10 protein-coding genes are annotated in these 14,039 nt (G+C 66.8%); 5 read left to right on the top strand and 5 right to left on the bottom strand.

All coding sequences use genetic code 11. The features are described from left to right. Nucleotides 1-482: 482 nt before the first annotated feature. Entirely contained in the window at nucleotides 483-887 is a 405-nt protein-coding gene (locus V9K91_RS18075; RefSeq protein ID WP_336443479.1) for a transposase, read from the top strand. Between the two features lie 61 nt (nucleotides 888-948). On the opposite strand, the gene V9K91_RS18080 is transcribed toward V9K91_RS18075, so the two are convergent. Together V9K91_RS18080 and V9K91_RS18085 are read right to left on the bottom strand one after the other, a co-directional pair. Next, complete coding sequence (locus tag V9K91_RS18080) at nucleotides 949-2,679, bottom strand: M28 family metallopeptidase (RefSeq protein ID WP_336443480.1); 1,731 nt, start codon at nucleotides 2,677-2,679, stop codon at nucleotides 949-951. A gap of 52 nt (nucleotides 2,680-2,731) precedes the next feature. Beyond that, nucleotides 2,732-3,394: a hypothetical protein gene (locus V9K91_RS18085; RefSeq protein ID WP_217538208.1), complete on the bottom strand. Its 663-nt coding sequence runs from the start codon at nucleotides 3,392-3,394 to the stop codon at nucleotides 2,732-2,734. A gap of 204 nt (nucleotides 3,395-3,598) precedes the next feature. Between V9K91_RS18085 and V9K91_RS18090 the strand changes: the two genes are divergently transcribed. Then, nucleotides 3,599-4,816: a peptidoglycan DD-metalloendopeptidase family protein gene (locus V9K91_RS18090; protein ID WP_237334340.1), complete on the top strand. Its 1,218-nt coding sequence runs from the start codon at nucleotides 3,599-3,601 to the stop codon at nucleotides 4,814-4,816. Nucleotides 4,817-4,912: 96 nt separating this feature from the next. Next, a complete protein-coding gene (locus V9K91_RS18095; protein ID WP_336443481.1) occupies nucleotides 4,913-6,319 on the top strand; it encodes a S41 family peptidase in 1,407 nt (468 codons plus the stop codon). A gap of 179 nt (nucleotides 6,320-6,498) precedes the next feature. Here the strand turns inward: V9K91_RS18095 and V9K91_RS18100 are convergent, their stop codons facing one another. Continuing rightward, complete coding sequence (locus V9K91_RS18100; RefSeq protein WP_068848738.1) at nucleotides 6,499-7,191, bottom strand: rhomboid family intramembrane serine protease; 693 nt, start codon at nucleotides 7,189-7,191, stop codon at nucleotides 6,499-6,501. 230 nt (nucleotides 7,192-7,421) lie between these two features. Between V9K91_RS18100 and V9K91_RS18105 the strand changes: the two genes are divergently transcribed. Further along, a complete protein-coding gene (locus V9K91_RS18105; protein ID WP_249833623.1) occupies nucleotides 7,422-8,765 on the top strand; it encodes an outer membrane protein transport protein in 1,344 nt (447 codons plus the stop codon). Nucleotides 8,766-8,959: 194 nt separating this feature from the next. Here V9K91_RS18105 and V9K91_RS18110 read toward each other — a convergent pair whose 3' ends face one another. Continuing rightward, nucleotides 8,960-9,691, bottom strand: a complete 732-nt coding sequence (locus V9K91_RS18110) for a ThuA domain-containing protein (protein WP_307107586.1) — start codon at nucleotides 9,689-9,691, stop codon at nucleotides 8,960-8,962. Between the two features lie 104 nt (nucleotides 9,692-9,795). On the opposite strand from V9K91_RS18110, the gene V9K91_RS18115 reads away from it, so the two are divergent. Then, entirely contained in the window at nucleotides 9,796-10,443 is a 648-nt protein-coding gene (locus V9K91_RS18115; protein ID WP_336443482.1) for a hypothetical protein, read from the top strand. A gap of 69 nt (nucleotides 10,444-10,512) precedes the next feature. On the opposite strand, the gene putA is transcribed toward V9K91_RS18115, so the two are convergent. After that, nucleotides 10,513-13,737: a bifunctional proline dehydrogenase/L-glutamate gamma-semialdehyde dehydrogenase PutA gene (gene putA, locus V9K91_RS18120; protein ID WP_336443483.1), complete on the bottom strand. Its 3,225-nt coding sequence runs from the start codon at nucleotides 13,735-13,737 to the stop codon at nucleotides 10,513-10,515. Between the last annotated feature and the right edge of the window lie 302 nt (nucleotides 13,738-14,039).

Genomic DNA, 14,039 nt, shown 5'->3' on the forward strand with positions numbered 1-14,039 from the left:
GGAAGTGAAACGCAGCTGCGCCGATGGTAGTGTGGCTCAAGCCATGCGAGAGTAGGTCATCGCCAGGGTTTACACCCAAAAACCCCGCTGCTCACGCAGCGGGGTTTTTTCTTTGCGTCAAAGCGTGCCGACCAACGGTTGGCACCTACCGTGTTGGGATGATCGATGTGTGCCGACCAACGGTCGGCACCCACCGCGACGGGCCGGGCGGCGGTAGGGTCGATTCCCAACCGACTGCCGATAACGGTGATCGGCACGGTGACGCATGGACCCGAATCGAAACGCGTTGCCTGCGTTCATGGTCATGCCCCAATGCGGTAATCACCACCTCGGCGGTCGATTGGGATGCGACCCTACCGGGGTCTCCTGACGACTTGATTGCGACTTCCCGGATACCACCGGCCATGGGGAAATACCACTCTTTGGCCATGCCCAGTCCACGCCTCCTCATCGGCCGCCGCTCCCTTCAGGGCGCGTACTACATGCTCACCACCGTAGTGGCCGGCCGCGAATCGATCTTTGTCGATGACGCCACCGTCGAATGCGTGGTCGAGGCACTTCGCTGCTCCGATCGCGAGCATCGCTCACGTACGCTTGCCTGGGTGGTCATGCCCGACCATGTTCATTGGTTGATGCAGCTCGGCAACGGGAACATCAGCCGCTGCGTGCAGGCCTTCAAATCCCGCTCCTCTCGTGCAGTCAATCTGCATCGAGGCAGCGAGGGCTCGTTGTGGCAACGGGGCTTCTACGATCACTGCATCCGCTCAGACGAATCTTTACTCACACAGGCCAACTACCTGATCGAGAACCCGGTTCGTTCGGGACTCGCTACAAAGGCAGGCGAGTACCCGCATTGCTGGACGCGGTGGCCCTCCGCTACCGAGTGACCCCAAAAAAGAAGCGGCGCCAAAGGCGCCGCTTCCTTTCAACCAGCGATGTGGGCCAGGCTTACTTCGCAGCCGGAGCCGCCGCAGCCGCCTCGGTCTTGCCCTTCATCATCTCGTCGCGGGCTGCCTTGAACGGGTTGCCCTCGTACCAGTTCGGCCACTGGCCGCCCACTGCGATGGCCTTGCCCACGCCGTGCAGCAGCTCCAGGTCTTCCACGGTGCCGTCCAGCTTCCAGGTACTGGCGTCGTACTCGTCCTTGGGGCCGTGGTACCGGTCGCGGCCATACGCCTCAGCCGCCTTGCGGCCTGCGTCCACGCCGCCGTCAAGCAGGTCTTCGCCCCCGTCGGCATACAGCGCCGGCACGCCGGCCTTGGCGAAGTTGAAGTGGTCCGAACGGAAGTAGAAGCCGCTCTGCACCGAGGTTTCGCCGTGCAGCGTGCGACCCTTCTCCGCCGCCAGCGGCTTGAGGATGTCCTCCAGCTGCGAGCTGCCGAAGCCGGTCACGGTCAGGTCCTTGGCCTTGCCGGCCACCGACATTGCGTCGATGTTGATCACGCCGGCAATCTTGTCCAGCGGGAAGGTCGGGTGGTTCACGTAGTACTTCGACCCCAACAGACCCGATTCTTCCAGCGTCACCGCCAGGAACACCACCGAACGCTCCGGCGCGGGCTGCTCATGCGCCATCGCGTCCGCGATCTCCAGGATGCCCGCTACGCCCGTGGCGTTGTCGATGGCACCGTTGTAGATGTTGTCGCCCTGCTCGCCTTCATGCTTGCCCAGGTGGTCCCAGTGCGCCATGTACAGCACGGCCTCGTCGGCATGCTTGGTGCCCGGCAGCACGCCGACCACGTTGCGCGACTTCTTTTCAGCGATGGTGCTCTTCAGGTCCAGCGAGATCTTCGCCTTCAGCGGCACCGGCTTGAAGCCGCGCTTGTTGGCATCCTTGTAGGCCTGGTCCAGGTCCAGCCCGGCATCGGCGAACAGCTGGCGCGCCGCTTCGGCACTCAGCCAGCCCTGCGCCGGCAGGCGGGGTTCGGGATCATCCTTGGCCGGCAGGTCGTACTGTGGGCCGGCCCACGAGTTCTTGACCACGTCCCAACCGTACGAAGCACCGGCGGTGTCATGCACGATCAGCGCCGCGGCAGCGCCCTTGCGGGCGGCTTCTTCGAACTTGTAGGTCCAGCGCCCGTAGTAGGTCATGCGCTTGCCATCGAACAGCTTCTCGTCATTGACGTGGAAGCCCGGGTCGTTGACGAACATCACTACCGTCTTGCCCTTCCAGTCCTGGCCGGCGTAGTCGTTCCACTTCTGCTCCGGCGCATCCACGCCGTAGCCGACGAAGACCAGGTCGCTGCCGTCGATCTTCACTTCCTTCTGGCCACTGCGGGTGCCGATCACCATGTCGGTGCCGAACTTCAGGTCGCGCTGCTTGCCGGCCTGGTCCAGCTTCAGCGCGGTGCTCTCATCGGCGGTGGTTTCGGTCATCGCCACCTCCTGGAACCAGCTGTCGCCGTTGCCCGGCTGCAGGCCGATGCGCTGCATCTGGTCGCGGATGTACTCCACCGTGCGGTCTTCGCCGGTGCTGCCCGGCGCGCGGCCTTCGAACTCGTCCGACGACAGGGTCTTGACCAGCTCGCCGAAGTCGCCGGCGTTGATCTCGGCCGAGAAGGCGTGGCCGGCGGCGGCCGGAGCGGTATCAGCAGCCGGCGCGGCCGCCGGTGCAGTGGTCTCGCCCTTGCACGCGGTCAGCGCGGCGGTGGCGGCCAGGCACAACAGAAGTTTGCGGGACATCATCGATTCCTGGAGACAAAGGGCCGGTGCGCGGGCACCGGATGGAAGAGTATCAATCGTTCGGCGCGGCGTCGGTGTCGAACGGCACGGGCTGGGCGCCCTCGACCGGACCGATGTGCGCGCTGCGATGCACGTACAGGGTGACCTCGCGCTCGAAGTGCAGCGGGCCGTTGACCGCCGCATTCGGGCCGATGATCACGCGCGGCTTGCGTCCGGCGCGCAGCGACAGGCTGAAGCTGGGCTTGTTGACGTGGATGCCGCCCTCGACCACCGAACCGATGCCGACGGTGATGTCGCCGTTGACCGTCTCGATGCCCTGGGACAGCCGCGTCTCCACCAGACCGATGCCGCCGTTGACGGTTTCCACGCCACCGTCGATGCGGGTGCCACGGTCGACAAAGATGCTGCCGTTGACGGTTTCGACATCGCCATCGACCACGACGCGCTGCCCGATCTTGATGCCGCCGTTGACTGTCGAGATGCCACGGGTGCGGGCGCGATCATCCACCTGGATGCCGCCGTTGACGGTCTGGATGTCGCCGGCCTCGGCGCCGCCCTCGACGGTGATTCCACCATTGACGGTGTCCAGGTCGCCGTAGGTCTGGCCGGCGCTGGCGGTGATGCTGCCATTGACCTTGCTGATGCCATCGCTGGCGAAGGCGGGCGCGCAGGGCAGCACCAGGGCAATCAGCAGCGGTAGCGGGAAACGTTTCATGGGTGCCTCGTCCGGGTATGCGGCTGGCAGGCCGCCTTCAGGAATGTCACCATGCAGCGCTGCAATCCGCATCTGCCTGAAGTCACTGGAAAGCCCTTGCGCCCCAACGTCTTTTCCTCACGCGGGAATAACAATCCGACCGCTGGGCACGGCCGTAGCTCGCGTTGGCCGGTGGCGCTGTCGGCGCTGGCATTGATCCTGGCGATGATCGGCGCTGCACCGCTGGCCGCGCAGAACCCGAAGGACGCCGAGCGCAAGCTGCAGAAGCTGCGCACCGAGCTGAAGGGTGTCGCCCAGGAACGACGCACGCTGGAAGGCCAGCGCGGGCAGGCCTCGCGCCAGTTGCGCGAGGCCGACGAGAAGGTCGCCCGCACCGGCCGCGTGCTGGCCGAGACTGAAACCGCGCTGCAGCGCGAAACTCGCGCCCTGCAGGAGGCGCAGCAGCGCCGCAGCGAACTGCAGGCGGGCCTGCAGCAGCAGCGCCAGGAGCTGGCCTCGCTGCTGCGCGCCGCCTACCGTATTGGCAACAACGCACCGTTGAAGCTGCTGCTGTCGCAGGACCGGGTGGCCGATGCCAACCGCACGCTGGCCTACCACCGTTACCTGCAGCGCGAACGCGCGCGGCGCATCGGCGCGCTGACCGCCGACCTGACCGAACTGGAATCGCTGGAGGCGCAGATCGCCGAACGCCGCCAGGCGCTGGAAGGCACCCGCCAGCAGCAGAAACAACAGGCCGCCAGCCTGGCTGCGGACCGCCGCACGCGCGCCGAGACGGTGGCCAGCCTGGACGAACGCTACAAGGACCGCAGCGAACGCGAAAAAGCGCTGGGCCAGGATGCCAAGGCGCTGGAAACCCTGCTGGCCAACCTGCGCGCCGCCGCCGCGCGCGCCGAAGCCGAGCGGCGTGCCGCGGCGCGCCGCGCTGCCGCCGAGAAGGCAGCTGCTGAAAAAGCCGAACGCGCTGCCGCCGCCAGTGGCACCAAGCCGCCGCCGCGCCCGGGCAAGACCCCGCCAGCCGTCGCCTCGGCGCCGGCGCCCAAGGTGGGCGGGCTGGGCTGGCCGCTGTCGGGCAACCTGCTGGCGCGTTACGGCGGCAAGCTGCCGGACGGGCGCACCAGCAGTGGTGTGCTGATCAGCGCGCCTGCCGGCAGCACCGTTACCGCCGTCGCCGATGGCACCGTGGTGTTCTCCGACTGGATGACCGGCTACGGCATGATCCTGATCGTGGATCACGGCAATGGCTACATGAGCCTCTACGCGCACAACGACACGCTGCTGCGCGATGCCGGCGGCACGGTGAAGAAGGGCGATGCCGTGGCCAAGGTCGGCAACTCGGGCGGGCAGGGCGTTACCGCGCTGTATTTTGAATTGCGGCGTAACGGGCAGCCGGTGGATCCGTCGTCGTGGCTGCAGCGCCGGTAGCCCCGTTCAACGGGAATTTACCGTGCCTTCGCGCATAATCGGGCCACGCATCATCGGTGCGTGTGGTCCCGTCCCCCGCTCAACCTGGAGTGCTTCATGCGCGTAGCCCGTTCCGCCACCCTGCTGCTGGCCCTGGTGCCGGCGCTGTCATGGGCGCAGCAGACCGCCCAGGTTCCGGAACGCGGCGGCGATGCAGCCTCCACCGAAGAGGCGGTGACCTCGCGCGTGCCGCTGGATGAAATCCGCCGTTACGTCGCCGTCTACAACGCGGTACGTGCCGCGTATGTCGAGCCGGTGGACGACAAGAAGCTGATGCAGTCCGCCATCCGCGGCCTGCTGCTGGACCTGGACCCGCACAGCACCTACTTCGACAAGGAAGATGCCGAAGCCTTCGACGAACAGGCCGAAGGTGCCTATGAAGGCATCGGCGTGGAGCTGCAGCAGCAGCCCGACAACAGCAGCCTCAAAGTCATCTCGCCGATCGACGACACCCCGGCGGCCAAGGCCGGCATCCTGGCCGGCGACCTGATCATCGCCATCGACGGCAAGCCGATCAGCGCGATCGAAGCCACCGAGCCGCTGCGTGGCAAGGCCGGCAGCAAGGTGATCCTCACCATCCTGCGCGAGGGCAAAGCCAAGCCGTTCGACGTGCCGATCACCCGCGAAACCATCCGCGTCACCAGCGTGCGCAGCCGCATGCTGGAACCCGGCTATGGCTACGTGCGCCTGAGCACCTTCCAGGCCGATACCGGTGCCGATTTCCAGAAGCACGTGGGCCAGCTGCAGCAGCAGGCCGGCGGCAAGCTCAAGGGGCTGGTGCTGGACCTGCGCAGCAACCCCGGTGGCCTGCTCACTGCGGCAGTGCAGGTCGCCGACGACCTGCTGGAAAAGGGCAACATCGTCAGCACCCGTGGCCGCATCGCGATCAGCGACGCGCGCTTCGATGCCACGCCCGGCGACCTGCTCAAGGGTGCGCCGGTGGTGGTGTTGGCCGATGCCGGTTCGGCCAGCGCCTCGGAAGTGCTGGCCGGCGCACTGCGCGACAACGGCCGTGCCCGCGTGATCGGCAGCCGCACCTTCGGCAAGGGCTCGGTGCAGACCGTGCTGCCGCTGGACAACGGCGATTCGGTCAAGCTGACCACCGCGCGCTATTACACCCCAAGCGGCAAATCGATCCAGGCCACCGGTATCGTGCCCGACGTGGTGCTGGTGCCGGAGAAGAAGCCAGGCGAAGACGACGACCTGCCGGCCAGCCTGTCCGATTACAGCGAAGCGACGTTGCCGGGCCACCTGCGCGGTGACGAAGAAGGCGGCGAAGGCTACCAGGCCGGCGACGTACTGCCCGGCGACGGCCCGATCAACGACGCACTGGCCGAGCTGAAGCAGCCCGGTTCGGTGGCTGCAAAGCAGAAGGCCGACGCGGCGAAGAAGCCGGCGCCCAAGCTGGAAGCAAAGCCGAAGCCGGAAGCAAAGCCGAAGCCGGAACCTGCACCCACGCCGTGACGGGTGCACCCGCTGGTAGAGTCGGTTCCCAAACGACTGCCGATAACGGTGCAACGCCCGGTAACGCATTGCGTTGAACGGCGTAACAGCCGGATCCGCCGATGTTCATGCCGACATCGAACGCGGCGGGTACCACGGCGGTCGATTGGGATGCGACCCTACCAGCCTGCGGCGCACGCTTAAAACCCGTGCCGCTTCCGCAACCGCCGCGCGATCGCCGCGCGCACGTACACCCCATACACCAGCCCGAACACGAACCCGGCAATGTGTGCCCACCAGGCCACCATGCCGAAGGTCGGGCCGATGTAAGCGAACACCACCTGCAGCCCCGCCCACACCCCGATCAGCAGGTAGGCCGGCGCCCGCACGAATTCCAGGAACAGCCCCAGCGGGATCACCACCCCCAGCCGCGCGCCCGGGAACAGGGCCAGGTACGCCCCGATCAGCGCCGACACCGCGCCACTGGCGCCGATGATGATCTGGTCCGGGCTGCCCATCGTGTAGATCGCGGTGAGGTTGGAGATCGCCCCGCCCACCAGGAACAGCAGGATCAGCCGCCACGGCCCCAGCACCCGTTCGGCGGGCAGCCCGAAGATCAGCAGGAACACCAGGTTGCCCAGCAGGTGCGACCAGTCCGCGTGCAGGAACAGCGCGGTGAACAGCCGCAGCACGCTGCCGTCCTCGAAGGTCGCCCACCAGTCCAGCGGCCGGGTCAGCCCGGTGGACAGCGCGCCCCAGTCCATCCACAGGCTGCGCCGGGCATCGCCCGGCCGCGAGATCGACCACAAGAATGCGGCCCACAGCGTCGCGAACAGCAGGGGCGTCGCCCAGCGGACGGCGGACTTCTTGCGGGAGGGGAGCGAGACGAACATGCGTGGGCGCTAGCCTAGCGCGGCGACGCGCCTGAAGGAGCGAAGACGCGTTCAGCCTGAATAGCCGGAAAGGGTGATCGCGTTATTGTTTCATTAACTGGTCTGGGTATACTCGCATACGGCGTCGTATGTCGGGAGGGGAATCCGGCGCGTTGTGTCAAGTCCTTCGGGGCCTGGGACAGCGCAGGCGCGCGTTGCCAAACCACACGCATTTCCGGAGAGAACAAAAGATGCATACCGCTTCCACCCTCGCTCGCGTCACCGCCCTCGCTGTCGGCATCGCCGGTGTCCTGGCCGTTGGCCACGTCAACGCCGCCGCCTTCCAGCTGAAGGAAAACAGCGCCAAGGGCCTCGGCCGCGCCTTCGCTGGTTCGGGCAGCGCCCAGGGCGACGCCTCGATCATCGCCGTCAACCCGGCCGGCATGCGCCAGCTGGAAGGCATGCAGATCCAGGGCGACCTGAGCGCCATCAGCTTCAAGGCCGAATACGAAGGCACCGGCCGCAAGCCGACCGGCCAGCCGCAGACCGGCGGTGACGGCGGCGACGCCGGCATGATCGCGCCGGTTCCGGCCGCGTACTTCCACATGCCGATCGGCGAACAGGCCCACTTCGGCGTGTCGCTGACCGCTCCGTTCGGCTTCAAGACCGACTACGACAACGGCTGGGTGGGTCGCTACAGCGGCCTGAAGACCGACCTGAAGGCGATCGACCTCGGCTTTGCCGCCTCGTACGACGTCAACCCGTACGTGTCCTTCGGCGCGTCGGTGTTCGTTGAGCACCTGACCATCGAACTGAGCAACAACATCGACTTCGGCACCGCGCTGGCCCAGTCCCGCGTGCCGGGCTTCGCCCCGGGCAGCGCCGATGGCAAGCTGACCGTCGAAGGCGACAACAACGCCGTGGGTTGGACCATCGGCGGTCTGTTCAGCCCGGACGAGAACACCCACATCGGCATCAGCTACCGTTCCAAGGTCGAGCACAAGATCACCGGCGGTGATGCCACCTTCGACGTGCCGGCCAACGCTGCTGCCGTGCTGGCCGTGGCCCAGCCGGGCCGCTTCGTGAGCACCTCGGGCAAGGCCACCCTGACCCTGCCGGCGTCGGCCACCCTGAGCGTGACCCACAACGTCAACGACCGCTGGACCGTGATGGGTGATGTCACCCGCACTGCCTGGTCGACCGCGTTCGACCAGGTCACCATCGACTACGCTTCGGCGCAGCCGGACTCGGTGCTGGAATTCGGCTACCGCGACACGACCTTCGTCTCGCTGGGTACCGACTTCAAGCTGAGCGACACCGTCACCCTGCGTGGCGGCGTGGCGTACGACCAGACCCCGACCACCGACGCGCACCGCGACGTCCGCGTGCCGGACACCAGCCGCAAGTGGCTGTCGCTGGGCGTGGGCTGGACCCCGTCGGCGAACACCGAATACAACTTCGGTTACACCCACCTGTTCACCAGCGACCCGAACCTGATCGTGCCGGCCACCACCAACAACCAGGGCAACTCGCTGACCGGCAAGTACAAGGTCCGCGGCGACGTGCTGGCTGCATCGTTCAACTACAAGTTCTGATCCACGGCGTTCGCGCCGCGTAACAGACGGAAGGCCCCGCGCAAGCGGGGCCTTCTGCGTTGTGGGTCGGCAACCGGATGCGAAACCGGATGCGGACGCGGATGCGAAACCACACCGGTAGAGCCGACTGTTAGTCGGCTGCTCTACGCGCGGTCTACGGCGTCATGCGAACGGCAGCCGACTGACAGTCGGCTCTACCCGCACGCGGGCGAACGCCCTGCGGCGTACAACAGGCCCTGCCGCAGGTGCGCCAGGAAATCGCGGTTGCGGTACAGGCCGGTGTCATGCCCCAGGCCGGTGTACCAGCTGCGCCCGCCATCGAACCGGTGGCACCACGCAATGGGGTGGTCGGCACCCATCGTGCCGCCCTGGTACATGCGCTCGTCCACCGTGGCGGTCACCTGCACGGCCCCACGCGGGTTGCTGCGGAAGTTGTACAGCTCGTCGCGTACCGGCCACGAGGTGCCCTGCGGCTTGCCCTCGCGCTCCGGCTGCACGCGGCTGAACTGCAGGCCTTCGGGGTGGTTCTTGAAGTACGCGCCCACCAGCTGCCCATACCAGGGCCAGTCGTACTCGGTGTCGGCGGCCGAATGCACGCCCATGAACCCGCCACCCGCGCGGATGAAGGTCTCCATCGCCTGCTGCTGGGTGGCATCGAGCACATCGCCGGTGGTGTTGGCGAACACCACCACCCGGTAGCGGGCCAGGTTGGCGTCGTTGAAATCGGCCGCGTTTTCGCTCTGGTCCACTGCCATCCGCTCGCGCTCGGCCAGCAGGCGCAGCGTGCTCACGGCAGTGGGAATGGAATCGTGGCGGAACTTGGCGGTACTGGTGAACACCAGCACGCGCTCGTTGGCCGCCGCCATGGCCGCCGGAACGGTGGACAGGAACATCGCCAACAGCAACGGCAGGACATTTGGGCGCATGGCCGGATCATGCCACAGCCCCGTACAATCCCGGTCCGCGTGCAGCCGGCCGGATGCCGCCTGCGGCGCAGGAACCGCTTCACGATCCATGACAAGGAAACCATATGTCGCCCGTTCTGCTTCGTTCCACCCTGGCCTTCGCCCTCTCCGCGCTGGCCGCGCCGGCTTTCGCCGCCGCCGATTTCGCCACCTGCTTCACCCTCACCCCGGGCCTGCGCTTCTCCACCGGCGATGAAACCCTGACCATCGAGAAGGCGGAGTTCGCCGGCCAGCAGGCCATCCGCGTGCAGAGCGCCGGTGGTGGCGTCGGTACGGCCGCCTATTACGATGCCAGCGGCCGCCAGCTGCTGGGCCAGGACCGCTACGGCATCTCCGCCTGGGGTGGCGACGCCTCCCGGCCGGTGATGACCGATACCTTCAAGCCCGCGCCGACCTTCCCGCAGACCGCCAGGCCGGGCGAGCGCTTCGTGGTCAACGGCAGCGGCGAACGCACCCACCACGTGGAAGAAACGGTGGAGCCGGTGGAGTACGACGGCTTCAACGACTACACCTTCGTCGGCTTCGAAGACGTGGAGGCCACGGTCGACGACCAGCCGCGCACCTTCAAGGACACCTGCCACGTCAGCGCGACCTTTGAAGACAACCGCATGGAAGCCTGGTACGCACCGGGGTTCGGCCGCATCAAATTCGAGCGCTACATGGGCGAAGAACTGCTCATGCGCGATGAAATCGAGGCCATCCACGCCGAGTGACGGCGTCGGCATCACCCACAAAAAACCCCGCTTTCGCGGGGTTTTTCGTTCAAACCATCACCACGTCGATCAATCGCCCAACGTCAGCAGCGACGCATTGCCACCGGCCGCGGTGGTGTTCACGGTGACGGTCTTCTCGGTGGCAAAACGCAGCAGGTAGTGCGGGCCGCCGGCCTTCGGGCCGGTGCCCGACAGGCCCTGGCCGCCGAACGGCTGCACGCCCACCACCGCACCGATCTGGTTGCGGTTGACGTACACGTTGCCCACGTTCACCCGCGAGGAAATGCGGTCCACGGTTTCGTCGATGCGCGAATGCACGCCCAGGGTGAGGCCGTAGCCGGTGGCGTTGATCTGGTCGATCACCGCATCGAGCTGGTCGCCCTTCCAGCGGATCACGTGCAGCACCGGCCCGAAGATTTCCTTGTGCAGCTGGTCCAGGTTCTTCAGCTCATACGCACGCGGCGCGAAGAAGGTGCCGTGCGCGGCCGCTTCGCTGAGCTCGGCAGCGGCGATCAGGCGCGCTTCCTTCTCCATGCGCACCGCATGTTCCTGCAGGATCTGCAGCGCATCGGCATCGATCACCGGGCCGACGTCGGTCGACAGCAGGCCCGGGTCGCCGATCTTCAGCTCGGCCATCGCACCGGCCAGCATGGTCATCACCTTGTCGGCGATGTCGTCCTGCACGAACAGCACGCGCGCAGCCGAGCAGCGCTGGCCGGCCGAGGTGAACGCCGAACCGATCGCATCCTTGACCAGCTGTTCCGGCAGCGCCGAGGAGTCGGCGATGAAGGCGTTCTGGCCGCCGGTTTCGGCGATCAGCACGCCGATTGCAGCATCACGGGCCGCCATCGCACGGTTGATCGCGCGCGCGGTATCGGTCGAACCGGTGAAGGCCACGCCGGCCACGCGCGGGTCGGCGGTGAGCGCGGCACCCACGGTGGCGCCGTCGCCGGGCAGGAACTGCACCACGCCTTCGGGCACGCCGGCGTCCAGCAGCAGCTTCACCGCGTAGTAGCCGATCAGGTTGGTCTGTTCGGCCGGCTTGGCGATCACGCTGTTGCCGGCGGCCAGCGCGGCGCTGACCTGGCCCAGGAAGATCGCCAGCGGGAAGTTCCACGGGCTGATGCACACGAACACGCCGCGGCCATGCAGCTGCAGTTCGTTGGATTCACCGGTCGGGCTGGGCAGCTTCTCGGCATGGCCGAACTGCTCGCGCGCCTGCTTGGCGTAGTAACGCAGGAAGTCCACCGCTTCGCGCACTTCGGCGATGCCGTCGGGCAGGCTCTTGCCGGCTTCCTTGACGCACAGCGCCATGAATTCCGGCAGGCGGGCTTCCAGCTGGTCGGCAGCGTGCTCGAGGATCGCGGCGCGGCTGGCGGCCGGGGTGCGGTTCCACTGCGGCTGGGCGGCCACGGCGTTGGCCAGGGCCTTTTCCACGGTGGCGCTGTCGGCCGGCTGCCACTGGCCCACCACCTGGCGCGTATCGGCCGGGTTGACCACGTTCAACAGCGCGCCGGTGGGCTGTGCACCCGGGACCAGCGGAGCGGCCTGCCACGGCTTCACCGCAGCGTTGAGCTGCTCGGCCAGGGCGCGCAGATCGTTGTCGTTGGCGAGATTGACGCCCATGGAGTTCTTCCTGTCGTGGTTCTGGCTGCGCAGCAGGTCAACCGGCAGCGGGATTTTCGGGTGCGGAATGGAATCGAACGAGGCCACGGCTTCGACCGGATCGCGGATCAGGTCGTCGATGGCCACCGCGTCGTCGGTGATGCGGTTGACGAAGCTGGAGTTGGCGCCGTTCTCGAGCAGGCGGCGCACCAGGTACGGCAGCAGGTCTTCGTGCGAACCCACCGGGGCGTACACGCGGCACGGCACGTTCAGGCGGTTGGCCGGCACCACTTCGGCGTACAGGTCATCACCCATGCCGTGCAGCTTCTGGTGTTCGTACTGGCCACCCTGCGCGATCGCCTGCACCGCCGCGATGGTGTGCGCGTTGTGCGTGGCGAACATCGGGTAGATCGCATCGGCATGGGTGAACAGACGCTTGGCACAGGCCAGGTAGGACACGTCGGTGTTCTGCTTGCGGGTGAACACCGGGTAGGCCGGCAGGCCGTCGATCTGGGCGCGCTTGATTTCCGCATCCCAGTACGCGCCCTTGACCAGGCGCACCTGCAGGCGACGGCCGATGCGGCGGGCCAGGTCGGCCAGGTAATCGATCGTGTACGGGGTGCGCTTCTGGTACGCCTGCACCACCACGCCGAAGCCTTCCCAGCCGGCCAGCGAGGCATCGCTCACCACCGCTTCGATGATGTCCAGCGACAGTTCCAGGCGGTCGGTTTCCTCGGCATCCACCGTGCAGCCGATGCCGTACGACTTGGCCAGTCGTGCCAGTTCCAGCACGCCCGGGACCAGGTCGGCCATCACGCGCGCACGCTTGGCGTGTTCGTAGCGCGGGTACAGCGCCGACAGCTTGATGGAAATGCCCGGGGCCGAATTGACGTCGCCATCCGGGCGGCCACCACGGGCCTTGTGGTCGCCACCGATGGAGTGGATCGCGCGGCGGTAGTCTTCCAGGTAACGCTTGGCGTCCTTCATGGTCAGCGCGCCTTCGCCAAGCATGTCGAACGAATAGCGGTAGCTGGCGTTGTCGCCCTTGTGCGAGCGAGACAGCGCTTCGTCGATGGTGCGGCCCATGACGAACTGGTGGCCCATGATCTTCATCGCCTGGCGCACGGCCAGGCGGATCACCGGCTCACCCACGCGGCCCATCAGGCGCGCGAACGCGCCCGGTACGTCGGCGCGGGTGGAGTCGTTGATCTGCACGATGTGGCCGGTGAGCATCAGGCCCCAGGTGGAGGCGTTGACCAGCACCGAATCGCTGCCGCCCAGGTGCTTCTTCCAGTCCGCTTCGCCGAGCTTGTCGCGGATCAGCTTGTCGGCGGTCTCCTGGTCCGGAATGCGCAGCAGCGCTTCGGCCACGCACATCAGCAGCACGCCTTCCTCGCTGCCCAGGTCGTACTGGCGCATGAAGGCTTCGATCGCGCCCTGGTCCTTGGCACGCACGCGAACGCGCTTGACCAGATCGGCGGCGGTGGCCTGCACCTTCGCCTGCTCGTCGGCGGGCAGCCGCGCCTGCGCCAGCAGCTCGCGCACGTGGCTGGCCTCGTCCTTCATCCAGGCATCGGTGATGGCCTGGCGGAACGCATTGGGAACAACCGGCAGCTCGGGGGACAGCAGCGGCGGGCGGGAGGCGCCGGACGGGGCCGGGGCAGGGGGAAGCGCGGAAGGTGCGGTCATGCCGGTTGGCTCGTGGAAAACTTGACCATTTTAATCGATTTTTCATCCGTGAAAGCAATCGGAGATGCGTCGCCGATTACGGTCATAGCCTTTCATACAGGGGGATTCGGCGGATCCAGCGGTGTCGTTAAAAACTGTGCCGATTTCGTCAAAACAGCTGCCGATGCTTATGCTGTATTGCACCATTGTCAAAACTGTGAATGGACCCTTGCCGGTCGCGCGAGATCAGGGCTACCATCGAGACGTTTCCTGCGGCAGGAACACGCGTCCCCCACGGGCGCTCGAATGAACGGTGTTTGCGG

Origin of the sequence: Stenotrophomonas sp. CCNWLW57 (assembly GCF_037203925.1) — a bacterium.
In the GTDB taxonomy this organism is placed as follows: Bacteria; Pseudomonadota; Gammaproteobacteria; order Xanthomonadales; family Xanthomonadaceae; genus Stenotrophomonas; species Stenotrophomonas rhizophila_A.